The 17,969-nt window shown below is 63.3% G+C and carries 18 protein-coding genes; 5 read left to right on the forward strand and 13 right to left on the reverse strand.

The genetic code is table 11. The features are described from left to right. The first annotated feature begins 137 nt into the window (after positions 1–137). On the forward strand, positions 138–740 hold the full coding sequence (locus tag AC1RKI_RS26265; protein ID WP_492797841.1) for an EF-hand domain-containing protein: 603 nt from the start codon (positions 138–140) through the stop codon (positions 738–740). Positions 741–992: 252 nt separating this feature from the next. Continuing rightward, complete coding sequence (locus AC1RKI_RS26270; RefSeq protein ID WP_061953669.1) at positions 993–1,487, forward strand: Lrp/AsnC family transcriptional regulator; 495 nt, start codon at positions 993–995, stop codon at positions 1,485–1,487. A gap of 105 nt (positions 1,488–1,592) precedes the next feature. Here the strand turns inward: AC1RKI_RS26270 and AC1RKI_RS26275 are convergent, their stop codons facing one another. Then, entirely contained in the window at positions 1,593–2,291 is a 699-nt protein-coding gene (locus AC1RKI_RS26275; RefSeq protein ID WP_061953633.1) for a GNAT family N-acetyltransferase, read from the reverse strand. A 327-nt stretch (positions 2,292–2,618) separates the two neighbouring features. Here AC1RKI_RS26275 and kefF point away from each other — a divergent pair, with 327 nt between their 5' ends. Continuing rightward, the gene (gene kefF / locus AC1RKI_RS26280; protein ID WP_200898987.1) at positions 2,619–3,209 is read left to right on the forward strand and encodes a glutathione-regulated potassium-efflux system oxidoreductase KefF; all 591 of its coding nucleotides are present in this window, start codon (positions 2,619–2,621) and stop codon (positions 3,207–3,209) included. Continuing rightward, positions 3,206–5,020, forward strand: coding sequence for a glutathione-regulated potassium-efflux system protein KefC (kefC, locus tag AC1RKI_RS26285; protein ID WP_150982525.1), 1,815 nt, complete (start codon positions 3,206–3,208; stop codon positions 5,018–5,020). The genes kefF and kefC overlap by 4 nt, the downstream gene beginning before the upstream one ends. On the opposite strand, the gene AC1RKI_RS26290 is transcribed toward kefC, so the two are convergent. The 7 genes from AC1RKI_RS26290 to paaA all read right to left on the reverse strand — a co-directional run bounded on the left by AC1RKI_RS26290 (position 5,017) and on the right by paaA (position 10,689). Further along, complete coding sequence (locus AC1RKI_RS26290; protein ID WP_150982524.1) at positions 5,017–5,637, reverse strand: TetR/AcrR family transcriptional regulator; 621 nt, start codon at positions 5,635–5,637, stop codon at positions 5,017–5,019. The genes kefC and AC1RKI_RS26290 overlap by 4 nt on opposite strands. 39 nt (positions 5,638–5,676) lie before the next feature. After that, complete coding sequence (locus tag AC1RKI_RS26295) at positions 5,677–6,474, reverse strand: DUF1835 domain-containing protein (RefSeq protein ID WP_061953671.1); 798 nt, start codon at positions 6,472–6,474, stop codon at positions 5,677–5,679. 234 nt (positions 6,475–6,708) lie between these two features. Continuing rightward, a complete protein-coding gene (gene paaE, locus AC1RKI_RS26300) occupies positions 6,709–7,794 on the reverse strand; it encodes a 1,2-phenylacetyl-CoA epoxidase subunit PaaE (protein WP_341249250.1) in 1,086 nt (361 codons plus the stop codon). Positions 7,795–7,806: 12 nt separating this feature from the next. Next, on the reverse strand, positions 7,807–8,496 hold the full coding sequence (paaD, locus tag AC1RKI_RS26305) for a 1,2-phenylacetyl-CoA epoxidase subunit PaaD (RefSeq protein WP_492797837.1): 690 nt from the start codon (positions 8,494–8,496) through the stop codon (positions 7,807–7,809). A gap of 5 nt (positions 8,497–8,501) precedes the next feature. Further along, positions 8,502–9,362 (reverse strand): 1,2-phenylacetyl-CoA epoxidase subunit PaaC, encoded by an 861-nt coding sequence (paaC, locus tag AC1RKI_RS26310; protein ID WP_492797835.1) that lies wholly within the window; start codon positions 9,360–9,362, stop codon positions 8,502–8,504. Positions 9,363–9,373: 11 nt separating this feature from the next. Beyond that, the gene (gene paaB / locus AC1RKI_RS26315; protein ID WP_061953645.1) at positions 9,374–9,664 is read right to left on the reverse strand and encodes a 1,2-phenylacetyl-CoA epoxidase subunit PaaB; all 291 of its coding nucleotides are present in this window, start codon (positions 9,662–9,664) and stop codon (positions 9,374–9,376) included. 17 nt (positions 9,665–9,681) lie between these two features. Next, positions 9,682–10,689: a 1,2-phenylacetyl-CoA epoxidase subunit PaaA gene (gene paaA, locus AC1RKI_RS26320; RefSeq protein WP_061953647.1), complete on the reverse strand. Its 1,008-nt coding sequence runs from the start codon at positions 10,687–10,689 to the stop codon at positions 9,682–9,684. Between the two features lie 216 nt (positions 10,690–10,905). On the opposite strand from paaA, the gene AC1RKI_RS26325 reads away from it, so the two are divergent. Next, positions 10,906–11,376: a universal stress protein gene (locus tag AC1RKI_RS26325; RefSeq protein ID WP_150982518.1), complete on the forward strand. Its 471-nt coding sequence runs from the start codon at positions 10,906–10,908 to the stop codon at positions 11,374–11,376. Positions 11,377–11,427: 51 nt separating this feature from the next. Here the strand turns inward: AC1RKI_RS26325 and AC1RKI_RS26330 are convergent, their stop codons facing one another. The 5 genes from AC1RKI_RS26330 to AC1RKI_RS26350 all read right to left on the reverse strand — a co-directional run bounded on the left by AC1RKI_RS26330 (position 11,428) and on the right by AC1RKI_RS26350 (position 17,734). After that, a complete protein-coding gene (locus tag AC1RKI_RS26330) occupies positions 11,428–11,706 on the reverse strand; it encodes a DUF1488 family protein (RefSeq protein ID WP_061953651.1) in 279 nt (92 codons plus the stop codon). A gap of 123 nt (positions 11,707–11,829) precedes the next feature. Further along, positions 11,830–13,944 (reverse strand): FUSC family protein, encoded by a 2,115-nt coding sequence (locus AC1RKI_RS26335; protein WP_492797831.1) that lies wholly within the window; start codon positions 13,942–13,944, stop codon positions 11,830–11,832. Positions 13,945–14,321: 377 nt separating this feature from the next. After that, positions 14,322–15,566 carry a nucleoside recognition domain-containing protein gene (locus tag AC1RKI_RS26340; RefSeq protein ID WP_492797829.1) on the reverse strand — a complete coding sequence of 415 codons (1,245 nt, stop codon included), beginning with the start codon at positions 15,564–15,566 and terminating at the stop codon, positions 14,322–14,324. 73 nt (positions 15,567–15,639) lie between these two features. Continuing rightward, a complete protein-coding gene (locus tag AC1RKI_RS26345) occupies positions 15,640–16,026 on the reverse strand; it encodes a DUF488 domain-containing protein (RefSeq protein ID WP_061953657.1) in 387 nt (128 codons plus the stop codon). A 16-nt stretch (positions 16,027–16,042) separates the two neighbouring features. Then, positions 16,043–17,734 (reverse strand): AMP-binding protein, encoded by a 1,692-nt coding sequence (locus AC1RKI_RS26350; RefSeq protein WP_492797827.1) that lies wholly within the window; start codon positions 17,732–17,734, stop codon positions 16,043–16,045. Positions 17,735–17,969: the final 235 nt, after the last annotated feature.

The following is a 17,969-nucleotide window of genomic DNA, read 5'->3' on the forward strand; positions in this document are numbered from 1 at the left end:
TATTTGACTGTCTTGCGCATGTTTACGCCCCAAGTCGAATCTGTGAGCCCCGTAACATCGTATTAAAAGTGCCAACTTTGAGCGGTTGCCTGCGTTCTAATCCGTACATGCCCAACGTGATGAAAAGGAGCACAGACATGCAACGCAATCACAAGTCGCAGATCTTCAAGAGCTTTATCGCAGCTTCGGCCGCTTTCCTGATGGTGGGCGGCGCCTTCGCCCAGACCGCGGCGCCAGCGCCCACGCCGGCACCGAAAGCCGGCATGCCGGGGCCGCACCATCATATGGGCGGTCCGGGTGAACGGGGCGAACATGGCATGGGCTGGCTGAAGTCGGTCGACACCGACAACGACGGCTCGGTCTCGAAGGCGGAATTCGACGCGCTGTTCAACAAGATCGACAGCAATCACGACGGCAAGCTCGACAAGTCGGAAATGGCGGCCTACCGCAAGACGATGTGGGAGCAACGCCGCACCGAGATGAAGGCCGAATTCGAAGCCAAGTTCAAGGCAGCGGACAAGAATAACGACGGTGCGCTGACGCGCGACGAGTTCAAGGCGGCGTTCCCGCGCATGGCCGATCGCTTCGACAAGCTGGACGCCAACCGCGACGGAAAGGTGACCATGGCCGAGATCCAGGCCGGCATGGAGAAGATGCACAAGGAGCGTGGTGACCGCATGCATCGTCGCGGTCCGGACGGCGCATCGACGCCCGCCGTGCCCTCGCCGAGCGGCAACTGAGTCGGCCACTGATCGCCAACTCAGCCGCAGTCACTACGGCGGCGCGGGGATCCACTCGCAAACAGAACGCGGCTTTCGGGCCGCGTTTTTTATTGGGGCTGGCACCATCCTTGCCTGTGCAACGTGATGCATGCGTCCGCTGCATTCCGTCGCCACACCCGTCTCTAGATGAAATAAATTGCGGAGTTGTGCACGACTTGATAAATTTGCGCAAAAAAATTGCTGACAAACTTATTGCGGAGCAACAAAAACGTGAGCAAGGTGGAGCTGGACAAGATCGACCGAAAAATTCTCGAGGTCCTGCAGACCAACGGGCGGTTGACCAACCTGGAAGTTGCGGAGCGCGTGAACCTGTCGCCAAGCCCTTGCCTGCGCCGGATTCGTCGGCTCGAGGAAATCGGCGTGATCCGCCAGTACGCGGCGCTGCTGGAACCCTACAAGATCGGGCTTGGCCTGCTGGCCTATATCAATGTGCGGCTGGAAAAGCAGGGCGGCACGCCCAAGGGCAAGGCGCCGTTGGACTTGTTCCGTGCGGCGATCCAGACGTGGCCCGAGGTGGCGGCGTGCCACGCCATGACCGGCGAAATGGACTTGCTGCTCAAGGTCTATGTCGAAGACATGGAGCACTTCGCGCGATTCATGCAGGAGCAGTTGCTGGCGCATCCGTCGGTCATCGACGTGCGGTCGAGCTTCGCGCTGGAATCGATCAAGGACACCACGGCACTGCCGGTCGGCAACGGCGCCTGACGGGCAGGCAGCAGGCGACGGCGGCTGACGGGAGCCAACGGGAGCCGGAAAGCAAAACGGCGCACCTATGCGGTGCGCCGTTTTCGTTGGAACTGCCAGCGTTGGTCAGGCGGTGCCCTTTTGCGGCACCAGCGAGCGCCAGAAGCGCAGGCCGAAGCGTCGCGCATCGCGCAGATTGCGGCGCATCAGGTAATCCAGATCCGCAACCTGCTCGTCGATGGCTTCGGTCAGGCGGCTAACGGTGTCTGCGGGCGGCAGTTCAAGGTACGCATCGGCCTCGCCATACGCGTACTGGACCTTCATGCCGGCCTTCTTGGCGATGTGCATCATCGCGGCATTGCGCGAGAGGCAGTGCATGTACAAGGTGCGGACGTTGCTGTTGCGGCCGTGCATGGCGGCGCGCTGGAACAGGGCGCTGCCGACGCCGCGGCCGCGCGCGCTCTTGGAAACCGACACGCCGAACTCCGCCACGCGGCCCTGGGCGTTGTCGCGCAGGTTGGCGAAGTGGCCGACGCCGGCCAGCTCCAGGTGTTCGTCGTACACGCCGAAGACGCTGTCGTGGTCGAAATCGATGCTTTCCACGTACGCTTCGATCACGTGATCGCCCACGGACTGGCCAAAACGGAGCAGGCGATCCTCCTCGCCGAGGGCGAGAAAATGCTTCAGCAGCCGCGAGCGATGGTGGGCTGCCAACTCCCGCACCAGAATGGTGTGGCGTTGGACAGCCTGGCTTGCCTCGGCGGCTCGGCGCAGATCTTCGTCGGTAACGGCGCCGACGGCCTTGCTCAGTTCGAGCGGGTTCACTTGGTTTCCTTCTTTGGGATCAATATAAAAATAGCACTGTCGTGATGATCGGCCTGCCATCGTTGTGATGCAAAATGCCGGATCCGGACAGGGTGCGGGCAAACACTAGGTTGCTGCAACGCGAAAAGTATTGTAGTGGAATTGTCAGTCTGGCGTAAGTATTGCCGTGGACAAACCGGCTCCCGGCATCGACGTGCCGGAAAAAATTCAATCGATTCAATAGTTTGGCGGAATAATGCACACATCACAGCGACCCCGGCTGTGGATTTGCTGCAACGCCGCACGGTTTTGGTGGTCTCCTTTCTGACTCACCCATTAGCTTCCTACATGAACGAGCCACCGATTGTTGTGATCTATGCGCACCCCACGCCGCGACGCTCGCGCGTCAATCATCCGCTTGCCGAGGCGCTGGCCGCCTTGCCGCACGTCGAGGTGCGCGAGCTTTACCGGCTCTACGTCGATTACGACATCGACGTCGTCGCCGAGCAGCGCCTGCTGTCCACCGCTGAAACCGTTGTGCTGCAGTTCCCGGTGCGCTGGTACAGCGTGCCGGCGCTGATGAAGCTCTGGCTGGACGACGTGCTGGAAAGCGGCTGGGCATACGGGCCGGGCGGCACGGCGCTGCGGGGCAAGTCGATGCTGGCGGTGGCCAGCGCCGGCGGCCATGCCGACGCCTACGGTCCCGATGGCGCGCACGGCCACCCGATCGAAGACTTCCTGCTGCCGCTCGAACAGACCGCGCTGCTGTGCGGCATGACGTGGCTGCCGCCAGTGGTCCTGCACGATGCCGATAACGCCGACACCGACGCCGTGGCGCGGCACATCGAGCATGTGGCGCGGCACCTGACGCCGCCGCCGTTGCCCCCCGAGACGCAGGAATGGCCAGCGACCGAGGCGGCCGAGGAGGATGCGTCGTGAATCAGCATGATTTCCTGATCGCGCTACTGGTATTTCTGGTGGCGGCGGTGGTGGCCGTTCCGGTGGCGCGACGCTTCCAGCTGGGCGCTGTGCTTGGTTACCTGATTGCCGGCGCGGCGATCGGTCCGTTTGCGCTGCGACTGGTCACCAACGTCGAATCGATTCTCCATTTTTCCGAGTTCGGCGTGGTGCTCATGATGTTCGTGATCGGCCTCGAACTCGAGCCGCGCAAGCTCAAGGCGCTGCGCAAGTCGATCTTCGGATACGGGTCCGCGCAGATGGTGGCTTGTGCACTGGCCATCGGCATCGCCGCCGCGCTGTTTGGCGCGCCGTGGCAGATCGCGCTGGTGGCCGGTCTCGGGTTGGCGCTTTCCTCGACGGCAATCGCCTTTGCCACGCTGGCCGAGCGCAATCTGATGAACACGGGCGCTGGCGCGGCCAGCTTCGGCATCCTGCTGTTCCAGGATATTGCGGCGATCCCGATGATCGCGCTGCTGCCGTTGCTCGGGGCCGATGCGGTGGGCGCGGCCGCGCATGGCCCCGAGAACTGGCAGACCGCCGGCAAGGCGGTGGCCGTGATCGGCGCCGTGGTGGTCGGGGGTCGTTATCTGGTGCGGCCCGCGCTGCGCATCATCGCCCGCACGGGCATGCGCGAGATGTTCACGGCGTTTGCGCTGCTTTTGGTTGTGGGCATCGCGCTGATGATGGACGCGGTGGGTTTGTCGATGGCCCTCGGCACGTTCGTGGCCGGTGTGCTGCTGGCCGATTCCGAATACCGCCACGCGCTGGAGGCAGATATCGAGCCCTTCAAGGGCCTGCTGCTCGGACTGTTCTTCATGGCCGTGGGGATGTCGATCGACTTTGGCATTCTGGCGCAGGCGCCGGGCAAGGTGCTTGGCCTGGTGGCAGCCTTCGTGCTGATCAAGACATTGGTGCTGACGCTGCTGGCGCGGCGCTTTGGCGTCGCGCGCGGACAATGGCTGCTGTTCGGGCTGCTGATTTCGCAAGGCGGCGAGTTTGCATTCGTGGTGTTCTCCGAAGCCCGGACCGTGGGGCTGCTGCCACCGGAAACGGAGGCGCTGCTGGTGCTGATCGTGGCGCTGTCGATGGTGGCCACGCCGCTGTTGCTGCTGCTGTTCGACCGCCTGCTGGCGACGCGCCTGAACGCGATGTCGCAGCGTCCCGACGATGAGATTACCAACCAACACAACCCTGTGATCATTGCCGGATTCGGCCGTTTCGGCCAGATCATCGGGCGCTTGCTCTATGCACAGGGCATCGGCGTGACGGTGCTCGACCATGATCCGGATCAGATCGAATTTCTGCGCCAGTACGGCTTCAAGATTTTCTATGGCGACGCCACGCGCATCGACCTGCTCGAAGCCGCGGGCGCTGGCGAGGCGAAGATCCTGATCGTGTCGATCGAGGACATGGACGACAACCTCGCGCTGATCGACAAGGTGCGCCACCGCTGGCCGGACCTGAAGATCTACACGCGCGCGCGGCACGTGTCCCATGTCTACCAGCTCAAGGACCGGGGTATCGAGAACTACGAACGCGAGATGTTCGAAGGCTCGCTGATGCTGGGCCGCCGCGTGCTGGAAGGGCTCGGCTTCGACCGTGTCGAGGCGCGCAGCGTGGCGCTGCGCTTTCGCCGCCACAACATCCAGGGGATCGACCGCTTCTACCCGTTCTACAAGGACCAGAAGAAGTTGGTCTCGCTGGCCAAGCAGGCGCGCGACGAGCTCGAGGAGATGTTCCGGCAGGACCGGGAACAGCGCCAGAAGCGCGAAGAGGCGGAGTGGTCCTAGCGTGCGGCGCCGGGCTTGCCGGGCGCCAGGCCATGTTCGAGGAGATCGACCACCATGTCGGCAAACTGCGCGTAGGACAGCTTGCCGCCCGGCTTTAGCCAGGTGAACGTCCAGTTGATCATGCCGAAGACGGTCATGGTCAACGCGGTCTGATTGTCGTGTGTGACGCGATCCGGGTATGCCAGGCGCAGCAGGCGCGAGAACGCGGCCACCACATCGCGCTCGCGCATCAGAATCTGATCGCGCTGCTCGTCGGCCAGGAACTTCACGTCGTTGATCAGCGCGATATGGCGCGTCTGCGAGGTTTCGTATTCGGCCAGAAAAGCGCGAAGCAGGTGCCCGAAGGTATCGCGATGGCTGCGGCCCTGCCGCTCGCCCGCCGACTCCACGTCGAGGACGATCTGCATCAGCTGCCGCGTATAGCGGTCCAGCAGATCGAAAAGAATCGCTTCCTTGCTTTCGTAGTAGTGATAGAGCCGCGCCTTCGACGTGCCGCAAGCTGCGGCGAGGTCGGACATCGAGGTGCTCGGATAGCTCGTGGCGGCGAATGCAGCGGCCGCCAGGTCAAGGATCTGCTCGCGTTGCGCCTCGAAGTCGGGCGCTTTGGTTCTGGCCATAAGGGTCGGATCGGTCCGCCTGTTGAAACTGCTGGGGTATCACCCCGCGCTGGCGGAGAGATGATTGCGACGGATTTCGCAGGATTCGAGGCTTTCCGGGTTGCCGCGCAGCACCAGCTGGCCAGTGCTGACCAACTCGCGGCAGCGCCAGAAAACGAACCAGTCGCTGGTCAGAAGGCCTTCCACGGCCCCCATCACGCTGCCCACCACCTGCGCCGCCGGCGTCCAGTCCGCGGGCGCACGTTCGAGGATGACATCGTCCACGTTGTGGTAGGCGGCCGGCACCAGCGTGTTGCCCTTCCACAGGCGCACGTCGGCATTTTCCTTCACGTTCTGTTGCCACTCGTACCCGAGCCGGCCCAGCCGCAGCACCGACACCGGCGCGATCGTCGAAAAGCGGCGCGCGAGGCGGGAGGCCGGATACATGCCGATGGCGGTGAGGCTCCCATGCGCCGGCGTTTCCAGCTCGCGCAGGTCCATCGCCACTTCGTTGATGCGTTGGGGCGTCTGGTAGAGATGGAACACGACACGACGCAGCATCAGTTGATCCGACGCACTCTGACCGTGCCAGATCGCCACTTCCATATCGTCGCGGCGCAGTTGCTGGAACTGGTCCAGCGCCTGGCGCATTTCGGCCGCGAAGTCGATGTCCGAATGCGGCGCCACCCGCTGCCAGAATCCGGAGCGAATCAGGCCGGTGCTGTCGATATCGGCGATCGGACCGACGGCAAGGTCGTCGCGCAGGACCACCACCGGATCGGGCCGGGCCGCTTGGGCCAGCGCCTGGCGCAGCGTGTTGCCCGCGACATCGCCGTTGACGACATGGATATATTGCATGACCGTGATTGTATAGGGTGCGACGGGTCCCGGACCGTCGGTCGCGGCCGCCAGCACCGCCGGCAGGCGGTCGCCTGGCAGGGCGATGCGACGCATGAAGCGTGTTCCGCCATTGTAATCACGGCATGCGGTTCATCGGACATCGGCGCCTGTCCGACATGTGGGGTTCCCGCCATAGCGGTGCGATGCGGCTTGACACCCTTGCGGGACTGCCGCAAGGCCGTGCCCCACGGACTATCGTTCGTCGTAGCTAACCACCACGCGCGGGGTCAACGCGCGCGCCTGACAGGTCAGCACGAAGCCCTTCTCCATTTCCCACGGCTCCAGCGTGTAGTTCTTCTCCATTTCTACCTTGCCTTCCAGGACCTTGGCGCGGCAGGTGCAGCAGACCCCGCCCTTGCAGGCGTAAGGCAGGTCGAGCCCCGCGGCCAGCGCGGTGTCCAGCACGTTGGCGTCGGCCAGCGGCAGGCGCATCTTGTGCTGCTTGCCGTCCAGCACCACCACCAGTTCCGCGGTGCCGGCCAGGTCCGTGTGCACGGGCGCGGCGGGCCGCGGCTGGCCGGTCGGCACGCCGAAGCGCTCGGCGTGAATCTTGTGCGGGTCGACGCCGGCGTCTTTCAGCGCGCCTTCCACCTCATCGATCATCGAAGCGGGGCCGCAGACGAAAGCGGCGTCGATATCGTCCACCGGCAGCAGGGTTTGCAGGAAGGCGGCGACGCGCTCCCGGTCCAGCCGGCCGTGCAGCAGATCCACTTCCTGCGGCTGCCGCGACAGCACGTGATAAAGCGTGAAGCGCGACAGATACTGGTTCTTCAGATCTTCGAGCGCTTCGGAAAAGATGATGGTGTCGACGCTGCGGTTACCGTAGACCAGCGTGAAACGGCTGTTCGGCTCGACGGCCAGCGTGGTGCGGATCAGCGACAGCACCGGCGTGATGCCGCTGCCGGCGGCAAACGCCACGTAATGGCGCGCCGCGTCCGGGTCCAGCGGCACATGGAAGCGGCCGTCCGGCGTCATCACATCGAGCATCTGGCCCACCGACACATGGTCGTGGATCCACGTCGAGAACACGCCGTCGTCGACCAGCTTGACCGCCACCCGCAGCTCGCCGCGCTGGTCGTAGTCCTGCACGCCGCAGCAGATTGAATAGGACCGGCGGACGTCCTTGCCGTCGACCGGGGCCTTCAACGTGAGGAACTGGCCCTGCGTGAAACGGTAGGCGTCGCGCAGGTCGTCCGGCACGTCGAACGCGATCGATACCGTATCGGAAGTTTCCGGACGAATGTGCGCCACGCGCAGCGGATGGAACTGTGGGGTCATGGTCCGTCGGGCTCAATAGGGTTTGAAGTAATCAAACGGCTCGCGGCAGTCGAGGCAGCGATAGAGCGCCTTGCAAGCGGTGGACGCAAAACGCGACAGCTCCTGTGTGTGAACGCTGCCGCAACGCGGGCATGCGACCGATTCGGCTGCGACGGCCGCGCGCGGCACAAAGCGCAGCGGACGCCCGCGATCGGCATGGGCGGCGGGGGCGGCGGGGGCGGCGCACTGCTGTGGCGGTGCGATGCCGTAGGCGCGCAGCCGGGCGCGGCCGGCTTCGGTAATCCAGTCGGTGGTCCAGGCGGGCGCCAGCACGGTGCGCACGCGATATGGCGCAAGCGCCGCCGCGGCGAGCGCCGCGCCAACGTCTTCCTCGATCTGCGACATCGCGGGACATCCGGAATAGGTCGGGGTGATGATGGCTTCGATGGTGACGCCATCGGCGGCAATCGTCAGGTCGCGCAAGATGCCAAGATCGCGGATCGACACGACGGGGATTTCGGGATCCGGCACGGCCTCCAGTACCTGCCAAGCGCGCGCGATCCGGTCCTGCGGCGTCGCCGTGGCGGCCGGATGCGATCGTGGGCCAGTCTGCGCAGAAGTAGGTGCGGCAGTGGGCGCAGTGGGCGCAAAGGTCGGCGCAAACGGCGAAGCTGGCGACGCTCCAGCAGCCGATGCCGGGGTGCAGGCCGGTGCGCGATTCATGGCGGTCACCATTGGGCGCCAGGATGAGCCCGCGCGAGGCTTTGCATTTCGGCCAGCAGATAGCTCATGTGCTCGGAATGCAATCCGTGCTTGCCCGTCGAGACAAAGGCGCTTGGCGCCGGCCGCTGCAGCGTGGCGTCTTCGAGCGTGGCGTCGAGCGTTGTTTCCCAGACGTCGCGCAGATCGGCCGTCGGCACGCAAACGCCCTGCGCGGCGGCCTCGCGTTCCACGTCGTCGGCGGCGAAGCATTCGTTCATGTAGGGAAGCAGATGATCGAGCGCGCGTTGCATGCGGTCGTGCGATTCGTCGGTGCCGTCGCCCAGGCGCACCACCCAGTCGGCCGCATGGCGAAGGTGGTAGCGCACTTCCTTTGCCGACTTGGCCGCGATGGCCGCAAGCTGCGGATCGCTGCTGTGTTCGAGCGCGGGCCACAACTCGGCCATCAACGCGCTGTACAGGAAATTGCGCATGATCGTCACCGCATAGTCACGGTCCGCACGCGCGGTGCCGGCCAGGGCGCCGTGATGCGGCAGTTCCTGCAGCGTCCAGTTACGGAAATCGCGCTCGTTGCGAAAGTACGCGTAGTCGTCTTCGTGACGCTCGCGGCCCGTCAGGCGGCCTTCGAGCACGCCCGCGTGGCCGTAGAGCAGGCGCGCCTGGCCGATCAGGTCGAGGCTGATATTGGCCATGGCGATATCTTCCTCGAGCGCCGGGCCGTGTCCGCACCATTCGGCATTGCGTTGTCCGAGGACCAGCGCGTTGTCCGCCAGCCGCAGCACGTATTGCAGCGGCGCGGTGCGGGCCAGCGGCAGGCTGGCGATCGCGTCGTGAAGTGCGTCGTCGCGGGCATCGATCGGTTGCGTCATGGTGCGCGGCCTTACATGTGATTGACTTCGTCTGGAAGCTGGTAGAACGTGGGATGCCGGTAGATCTTGTCGGCTGCGGGATCGAACAGCTCGGACTTTTCGGCCGGCGCGCTGGCGGTAATGGCCGACGACGGCACCACCCAGATCGACACGCCTTCCTGCCGGCGCGTGTACACGTCGCGCGCCATATGGAGCGCCTGCTGCGCGTCCGCCGCATGCAGGCTGCCGCAGTGCTTGTGTTCCAGGCCCTGCTTGCTGCGGACAAAGACTTCCCACAGCGGCCATTCCCTTTGTTGTGTCATGGTGGTTCTCCTGCGGCTTATGCGGCCTTGGCCGATGCGTCGCGCCGTGCGCGCTTGCGGGCGTGCGCCAGCGCGGCGTCGCGCACCCAGGCGCCGTCCTCGTGCGCCTTTACGCGCGTGGCCAGGCGTTCCCGATTGCACGGGCCGTCGCCATTGATCACGCGCCAGAATTCGTCCCAGTCGAGCGGGCTGTAGTCGTAGTGCCCGCGCTCGGCATTCCAGACCAGGCCTGGATCGGGCAGCGTCACGCCCAGCACCTTGGCCTGTTCCACCGTGGCGTCGACGAATTTTTGACGCAGGTCGTCGTTCGAAATGCGCTTGATTCCCCAGGCCATGGTCTGCGCGCTGTTGGTCGATGCCGCATCGGGCGGACCGAACATCATCAGCACCGGAAACCACCAGCGATTCACGGCGTCCTGCACCATGTCGCGCTGGGCCTGCGTGCCGCGCATCATCGCCAGCAACGCGTCGAAGCCCTGGCGCTGATGAAACGACTCTTCCTTGCAGATGCGGATCATCGCGCGCGCATAGGGCCCATACGAACACCGGCACAGCGGGATCTGGTTCATGATCGCCGCGCCGTCGACAAGCCAGCCGATCACGCCCACGTCGGCCCATGTCAGGGTCGGATAATTGAAGATCGACGAATACTTGGCGCGGCCGGCGTGCAGCGCATCGACGAGGTCATCGCGCGACGCATTGAGCGTTTCGGCCGCGCTGTACAGGTACAGACCATGGCCGCCTTCGTCCTGCACCTTGGCCAGCAGGATCGCCTTGCGCTTGAGCGAAGGGGCACGGCTGATCCAGTTGCCCTCGGGCTGCATGCCAATGATTTCCGAGTGGGCGTGTTGCGAGATCTGGCGGACCAGCGTCTTGCGATAAGCGTCAGGCATCCAATCCATCGGCTCGATCTTGGCGTCTTCGGCCATGCGCGCATCGAAGGCCGCCTGACGTTCGTCCGGGGTATCGACCGACGCCAACGCGGCAGGGGTCTGGCCTGGCAGGTCTAGGCTCTGTGTGTACATCACGTCTCCTTGGCTTTTCGTCTGTCTGGACGGGGCGGCCTGTCGAGGCTGTATGGCATTTGGGGGTGTAGCGGTGCGGATACTATATATATAAACCGACCGGTCGGTCAATTTAATGGCGCTCTGCTCCGGAGGATTTTTGAGAATCGGCTCACGACGTGAGGCCGGCGTCATGTGTAGTATCGAGCTTCAATCTTCTACCGGAGGGCATTGGAAATGGCGAGCAACACTTACAGCAAGATCGTGGTGGCAGTGGATGGCAGCAGCACTTCGGATCTCGCCCTGCAGGAAGCGATCCGCGTGGCCAGCGGCAGCGGCGCCACGGTCCTGGCTCTCTACGTGGTCGATAACGGCGTGATGCTGTTCGACGCCGGCTTCTATGATCCATCGCAGATCGAGCGCGCCTATGTGGACAGTGGCAAGAAATCGCTCGAAGCGGCAGGGCAAGTGCTCGGCGCAGCAAACGTGAAGTTCGAAACCAGACTGGTGACGGAGCCGGCCGTGATCGGCGATATCGCCGGTTCGATCAACGCCGCAGCGAAGGAATGGGGCGGCGATCTGCTGGTGATCGGCACGCATGGCCGCCGCGGCGTGCGGCGGCTGGTGCTGGGCAGCGTCGCGGAAGCGGTGATTCGTCAGTCTACGATGCCGGTGTTGCTGGTGCGCGGCCGGGAAACCGACGCCTGAAGCAGGCGCCGGCCGATCGGTCTCGGGCTACCCTGGACTCGCTTGCCGATGTCAGCCTGCAAAGCGGAAATGACCGCCGCGCAGGACGATCTCGCGCGCTTCGGTCAGCTCGAACATGGTTTCAGCGAGCTGTTCGATGCGCGTGCGATTGTTCGTGAACGCGTGGACCAGATCCTCCTCACGCGCGGAACGTGCCCCGCAATACGCCTCCAGAGCTTCCGCGGTGACTGAATACTGGGACCGATTGCCGTTGACGGTGGCCGGACACGACAGTGTCAGGCTGGCGCCACAGTAGGTGGGATTGCTGTTGGGAAAGGTGATATCGACCATGGCGCACCTCGTCTTGCCGGAACGGGGAAACGGCGAATATCCCTTCAATATAGGCAATCGCCGCCATCCGGCAAGGCGCAGCAGCTGTATGTCGACAAGACCTCCTGGCCGCTTGCCCTGAGTCTAGCCGGCGCGCAAGCCGGTAAGACGCCCGCGGTTGGCCGCTGCCTGCCTTGCCGCGAGGGTGCGTAACGCAGCGACCGTCCGGTGCGCCGTATCGATATGGGAATCGGCGTAGACGGCTTGTTCCGCCAGAAAGTGCTCGAGCGGAGCGTTGTCCGGTGTGAGCGGCGTGAGGCGAAGGGGTGCGACTACGGTGGTAACGCCGGTACTGCCCGGCCGCACGGCGACTTCGGCCAGCCGCGCCTCAAGGTCGACGAGCAACGCCTGGATCGCCGCTCCGGGGCTTGAAGGGTGTTCGCCCGATTCGACCGCTGCCCGCACCAGGCCGGCCAGTGACGCCATCTTCCGGGTCAGGATGAGCAAGGCGTTGTGGCTGCTGGCAAGGCCGGGATCGAGCTCTTCCGCACATTGTGCCAATGTCATCTCGGCTTGCGTGGAAGCACGACCGGCAGAAATGCGTAACGCCTCAAGTCGCGCATGTGACGGGGAAATTGCCCGTGCCGCACTGAACGACGCGCGCAGATACACCGCGTTGACGGCCAGGGCATCGAGACTATGACGGAAGGCGCGGGACAATTCGGCGCGCGGCGCCAGCACATAGTAGCTAGCCAGCGCGATCAGGCAGCCGATTGCCGTATCGAGCCCGCGCAAGGCTGCGACATGGCTGCTGCTGGACGCGGGCTCCCCCAGCCACGAGAACAGGATGACAGCCGGCGTCAAACAAAACGCAAAGCCGCCCGCATTGCCTGCCAACCGCAATGCATAGGCCCCGGCGAGGAACAAGGTGCTGATGCCAAGCGCAAGCGTGGGCGTGAGGTGGGCAAGGCCGATGGCGCACGCCAGCAGCGCACCGGCGAGGGAGCCTGCAAACCGGTGGAACGAGATTTGTCGCGTGGTTTGCAAGCGTGGACTGAGCACCATGATCACGGTGACTGCGACCCAGTAGCCATGATCAGCCTGGAGCAGTTGCGACGGCAGGAGGCTGAGCGCGCCAGCCAACGCCAGGCGTATGGCGTGGCGCGACACCCGTGCGTCGCGCGCCGCCACATCGGCCAATGCGTGACCAAGCCGGTCCACCATGCGCGCAAGGCCGCTACTTGGCCAGACAAAGGTGTCGCGCCAGCGATCGAAGGATGGCTGCTTCGCCAGCGCCGCCAGCGCGGACTGATAGGTGGGCGGCGCGCTCGCGTTGGCGCGCTGGGCGACGAGGCGCCGCAGATCCGCGCCCAGCATCGCGCTGAGTGCCGGTAAATCCGGCGCATGCGGGGCAAGCGCCTGTTGAACTTGCTCTAGCGTGTCGGCCAGGCACCGCGCGGTATAGGCCAGCGGCAAGCCGTGTCCGGTGCTGCAGCCGGCACGGTCGCGCAGTTCGCCTGCGACGATCAGCAGGCCAAAGATTGCGTCCGCAACGTGCACCGCATAGGCGTAGTGGAGCAGGCCGATGGGATCGAACATGCCGCGGCGGGCGATGACGGCCGCACGCGCGGTTTCGATGCGTAGCCGGATTTCCTGCTTGTAGGCCGCGGTGTCCTGCGTGGGCGACGTGGCGAGACATTGCGCAAACCGCAGGAGCACGCTGTAGACGGCGATGATTTCCATACGCGGTCGCGTATCGCGCTGCGAGGGAATCAGCACAAGACTCACCAGACACGCAAACAGTCCGCCGCGCAGGAAGTCAACGCCGGCCATCCAGACATGAGCCGGCGTCGATGCACTGAGCGTCGGCTGCAGGCATGCCGCGATAAGCACCACGTAAAGCAGCTTGGCGCACAGCGCAGCCGCCGGACCCCGGATCTCTGCCAGTCCCGCAACCAGTCCCGCGGCGATTACGACGGCCAGCGCGGTCAGCGGCGACGCCGACAGGCTCGCCCCAAGCATGCTGGCAAGCGCACCGCCGACACCCACGGTGCCGAGCGCGCGAATGCGCGAAGCCGCCGTGCCTTGTCGGTCGGCCAGGCATGTCCAAATTGATGCCGTGGCGGACCACAGGTAGCCGGCGTCGGAGGTCAGCCAGGCGGTGCCGGCCAGCGCGAAGAAGGAGAGCGCGTAGACGATGCCCCGGCGGGTTGCTGCAGAGTCGGGGCAATAACGAAGGGAGCGCGGGGCGCGGCGCATGGTGAAGAGTGCGAGACCTGAGGTCTCAGGGTGAGTACCGATAGCACTCTAGATTGACCATTGCTGCATTGCAACAATGGCGACCGAAACCGTTGTTTTGCGCCTCACCGGTGCCCCGTTGCACCAGAAGGGAGAATGCGGGTGCGGAACGGGGCAGGTGCCCTATTCGTGAGGTGTTTGAAACCAAAACCGCCGCTCTCTGCGACGATTCCGCAAATTTTGGGTAAAAAAAACCCGCGCAGGTTGTGCGCGGGTTGGAATCCACCGAGGTGGTGGAGGAGACAGACTTCAATATACACGACTTGCTGCGACGCACCAAGTGCTGCGCATATAAATGTATTGGAAAGCGCGCATTGATGTTGTCGTCGTACAACAAGTCACCGGAACAGGTATCCAATCCACACCGCCGATATCAATCCGACACCATCCGCGAATAGCGCACACGCGAGCGCATGGCGTGTATTGCGCACATTAACGCTGCCGAAATAGACGGCGAGCACATAGAACGTGGTTTCCGTGGATCCCTGGATGATCGCGGCCAGCCGGGCCTGAAAGGAATCGACGCCATAGGTCGCCATGATGTCCACCATTAATCCGCGCGCGCCCGCGCCTGAGAGGATCTTCATCAACCCCACCGGCAGGGCTGGAACGAATGCGGTGTCCACACCCAGCCAGGTAAAGGCGGAGGTCAGGCCGCGCAGGACCACATCCATGCAACCGCTGGCGCGAAACAGTCCGATGGCCACGAGAATTGCGACTAGATACGGAATGATCTGTACGGCAACGCCGAAGCCTTCCTTTGCACCGTCTATGAAGGCGTCGTAAACATTCACCCCGCGGATGGCGCCGCAGACCAGAAACAAAATAATCAACGAGAGAAGGAATCCGCTTCCTGCCAGGGCGGCCAATTGGCTGACCTGATCGGGCGGCGCGTGCCGCAGCCAGACAAACAGGCCGCCCACCGCCGCACACATCACGGAAAAAGCCGCAAGCACGGGAAGTTTGAAGAGATTGAGCCGCTGCACCCACGCTACCGCGAGCAGGCCGGCCAGGCACGATGCACCGGTTGCCAGCAAGGTTGGCAGGAAAATATCCGCCGCATTGAAATTCACCAACCCCTGCTTGACTGCCATCGCCTGGCGGATGGCAATTACCGAGGTCGGAATCAACGTCAAGCCGGCGGTATTCAGCACGATGAACATAATCTGCGCATTCGTGGCCGTAGCGGGTTGACGGTTCAGTGTCTGGAGCTCGCGCATGGCTGTCAGACCGAGTGGGGTAGCCGCGTTATCGAGCCCCAGCATATTGGCGGAAACGTTCATCATCATCGCGCCCTGGGCCGGGTGGCCAGCTGGTACCCCGGGGAAGAAGTGGCGCAATAGTGGATTGACGCAGCGTGCAAACAGGTCGATGACACCTGCGCGTTCGCCAATGCGCATAATGCCGATCCATAGGCTCATTACGCCGACGAGTCCAAGCGAGATCTCGAACGCAGTGCGCGAACTGTCGAAAAGAGACGTCAGCATGGCGGGAAATACCGTGGTATCGCCGCCAATAAGCCGCACGCAGGCGGCTACAAAGGAAACCAGGAAGAATCCGAGCCAGACGAAGTTCAATGCCATCGACGTAGGAGAGGCTGTTAGGAGGCTTCGCCGCAACGTCCGCGGCGAAGCTTCGCATCATAGCCTGCATGTCTCAGGCGATATCGGCGCCGCGTTCCGCCAGTAGTGCTCGCAGGATTAAGCGATGGCAGCGGGCTTCGTCCTCGCAATAACAACCGAGCGAAAAGTTTGTCTGGTGCGAAAACGCAGCGAGCAGGTCAAGCGTGCGGTTTGGGTCTGGCTGCGCCATCTCGGCGCGAAAATGCTTTTCGAATGCGCGCCAGGCCTTCTCGTCTTTCGCGGACTGCGCCTGGGCGACCAACTCGGCCGAAGGGGACAGGACCGGATACCAGACGTCATAAAAATCTCGGCTTGCAAACTCTGCCTTCGGCACTCCGCGCGGCGGACGGCGCACCGTACCGAGGCGCAACCCTTCGTGTTCTTCACGCGGCTCCCCGAGCCTGACGATTCGAATGGTCATTTTTTGCTGCCCCGGGTCAGGCCGTTTCAGCGGGCGATAAGCCCAGATCGTGAATCATGGTGTCGCGCATCACGAACTTCTGGACCTTGCCGGTTACCGTCATCGGCATCTCCTCCACGAATCGTATATAGCGCGGGACCTTGTAATGGGCGATCTGGTCGCGGCAGAAATCGCGGATCTCGCCCTCCGTAGCATGCTGGCCGGGTTTGAGGACGATCCACGCGCACACCTCTTCGCCGTATTTGGAATCGGGCACGCCAAACACCTGTATCGCCTGCACTTTGGGGTGGCGAAACAGGAATTCCTCGATTTCACGCGGGTAGATGTTCTCCCCACCTCGAATCAGCATGTCTTTCACGCGACCCACGATGTTGCAATAACCCTCGTTGTCGAGGGTGGCCAGATCGCCGGTATGCATCCATCCGTCACGAATCGCTTCGCGCGTGCGGGCGTCGTCGTCCCAATATCCGAGCATCACCGAATAGCCGCGCGTACAAAGCTCACCGGTTTCCCCGCGTGTCACGATCTCACCTGTGGCGTCGACGATCTTGCATTCCAGATGCGGCTGCACACGTCCCACGGTGGCAACCCGCTTGTGGAGTGGATCGTCCGTGGCGCTTTGAAATGAAACCGGGCTAGTTTCGGTCATGCCGTAGGCAATCGTCACTTCCGCCATATGCATATCGGTAACGACGCGCTTCATGACCTCGATGGGGCATGGTGCGCCGGCCATGATTCCGGTGCGTAATGTGGAAAAGTCGAACTTCCCAAAATCGGGATGGTCGAGTTGGGCAATAAACATCGTCGGCACCCCGTGAAGCGCCGTGCAACGCTCTTCGGACACGGCGCGCATGGTGGCCAGTGGGTCAAATGCTTCGCCCGGGAAAATCATGCAGGCCCCGACCGAAACGCAGGCCAGTACGGAAAGCACCATGCCGAAACAGTGATAAAGCGGAACGGGAATACATAGTCGGTCGGACGCGCCCAGTTTCATTGCCATTGCAACGAAGCGCCCGTTGTTGACAACGTTGTGGTGCGTAAGCGTGGCGCCTTTGGGATTTCCCGTCGTTCCGCTCGTGAACTGAATGTTGATCGGGTCATGGGCATCCAATTGCCGCGAAATGGCGTCGAGGTCGGCTTGCGATGCGATTTTCAGGAGATCGTTGTAGCTGAGCATCCCGTCGGTGCGCTCAGTTCCCATTCGCACCACGAACCGAAGGTGCTGCAGCCTCGCTGCGCGGAGCTGGCCAGGTGCGCACTGCGCGAGTTCCGGCGCCAATGCAAGAAGCATCCGCAAATAGTCACTCGATTTGAAGTTGGCGGCGGTGATGAGCATCTTCACGCACGCCTTGTTCAGCGCATACTCGAGCTCGGCCTGCCGATAGGCCGGGTTGATATTCACGAGGATGGCGCCGATACGGGCGGTAGCAAACTGTGTAACCAGCCATTCGGCGCGGTTTGGCGACCAGATGCCCACTCGGTCGCCTCGGGCAATCCCGTGCGCAAGCAAGCCGGTGGCGAGTCTGTCGACCTGATCGGCAAACTGGCGCCATGTCCAACGAATTCCCTGTTCGCGGAAGGCTACAGCGTCACCTTCGGGATTTGCCTCGACAGCGCGAGCCAATAACGCGGGAATGGTGTCGTCGGATAGCGGAATATCGGTCGCACCGGTCACTAGCGAGCGATCGGCGGCCACGGACTGATTCATGGTGTCTCCTTCAACTGCGTCTTTTCATAGTAGGAGTCGACTTCTTGCCGCCCTCCGGTTGGCAGCTTAGGACAGTTCCCTGCGCAAAGTTGTCCCCGCCGCGACAGTTGCCACGGTTGGTATTCGGGCGCATTGGAAAGCAATGACGATCTTTTTAAAGAAAGCGCTTGCGCAGACGGCGGTAGTCCACTAATATTCGCCCCCTCGCAACACGAAGCGCGCTGCCAAGGCAGTG

It is taken from the genome of Cupriavidus sp. GW822-FHT06G04 (assembly GCF_058799075.1).

What these genes read in the sequence shown, in the direction of transcription:
- AC1RKI_RS26265 (WP_492797841.1), top strand. Translation starts at nt 138, where the DNA reads ATGCAACGCAATCACAAGTCGCAGATCTTCAAGAGCTTTATCGCAGCT.
- kefF (WP_200898987.1), top strand. Translation starts at nt 2,619, where the DNA reads ATGAACGAGCCACCGATTGTTGTGATCTATGCGCACCCCACGCCGCGA.
- AC1RKI_RS26290 (WP_150982524.1), bottom strand. Translation starts at nt 5,637, where the DNA reads ATGGCCAGAACCAAAGCGCCCGACTTCGAGGCGCAACGCGAGCAGATC.
- AC1RKI_RS26295 (WP_061953671.1), bottom strand. Translation starts at nt 6,474, where the DNA reads ATGCAATATATCCATGTCGTCAACGGCGATGTCGCGGGCAACACGCTG.
- paaE (WP_341249250.1), bottom strand. Translation starts at nt 7,794, where the DNA reads ATGACCCCACAGTTCCATCCGCTGCGCGTGGCGCACATTCGTCCGGAA.
- paaD (WP_492797837.1), bottom strand. Translation starts at nt 8,496, where the DNA reads ATGAATCGCGCACCGGCCTGCACCCCGGCATCGGCTGCTGGAGCGTCG.
- paaC (WP_492797835.1), bottom strand. Translation starts at nt 9,362, where the DNA reads ATGACGCAACCGATCGATGCCCGCGACGACGCACTTCACGACGCGATC.
- paaB (WP_061953645.1), bottom strand. Translation starts at nt 9,664, where the DNA reads ATGACACAACAAAGGGAATGGCCGCTGTGGGAAGTCTTTGTCCGCAGC.
- paaA (WP_061953647.1), bottom strand. Translation starts at nt 10,689, where the DNA reads ATGTACACACAGAGCCTAGACCTGCCAGGCCAGACCCCTGCCGCGTTG.
- AC1RKI_RS26325 (WP_150982518.1), top strand. Translation starts at nt 10,906, where the DNA reads ATGGCGAGCAACACTTACAGCAAGATCGTGGTGGCAGTGGATGGCAGC.
- AC1RKI_RS26330 (WP_061953651.1), bottom strand. Translation starts at nt 11,706, where the DNA reads ATGGTCGATATCACCTTTCCCAACAGCAATCCCACCTACTGTGGCGCC.
- AC1RKI_RS26335 (WP_492797831.1), bottom strand. Translation starts at nt 13,944, where the DNA reads ATGCGCCGCGCCCCGCGCTCCCTTCGTTATTGCCCCGACTCTGCAGCA.
- AC1RKI_RS26340 (WP_492797829.1), bottom strand. Translation starts at nt 15,566, where the DNA reads ATGGCATTGAACTTCGTCTGGCTCGGATTCTTCCTGGTTTCCTTTGTA.
- AC1RKI_RS26345 (WP_061953657.1), bottom strand. Translation starts at nt 16,026, where the DNA reads ATGACCATTCGAATCGTCAGGCTCGGGGAGCCGCGTGAAGAACACGAA.
- AC1RKI_RS26350 (WP_492797827.1), bottom strand. Translation starts at nt 17,734, where the DNA reads ATGAATCAGTCCGTGGCCGCCGATCGCTCGCTAGTGACCGGTGCGACC.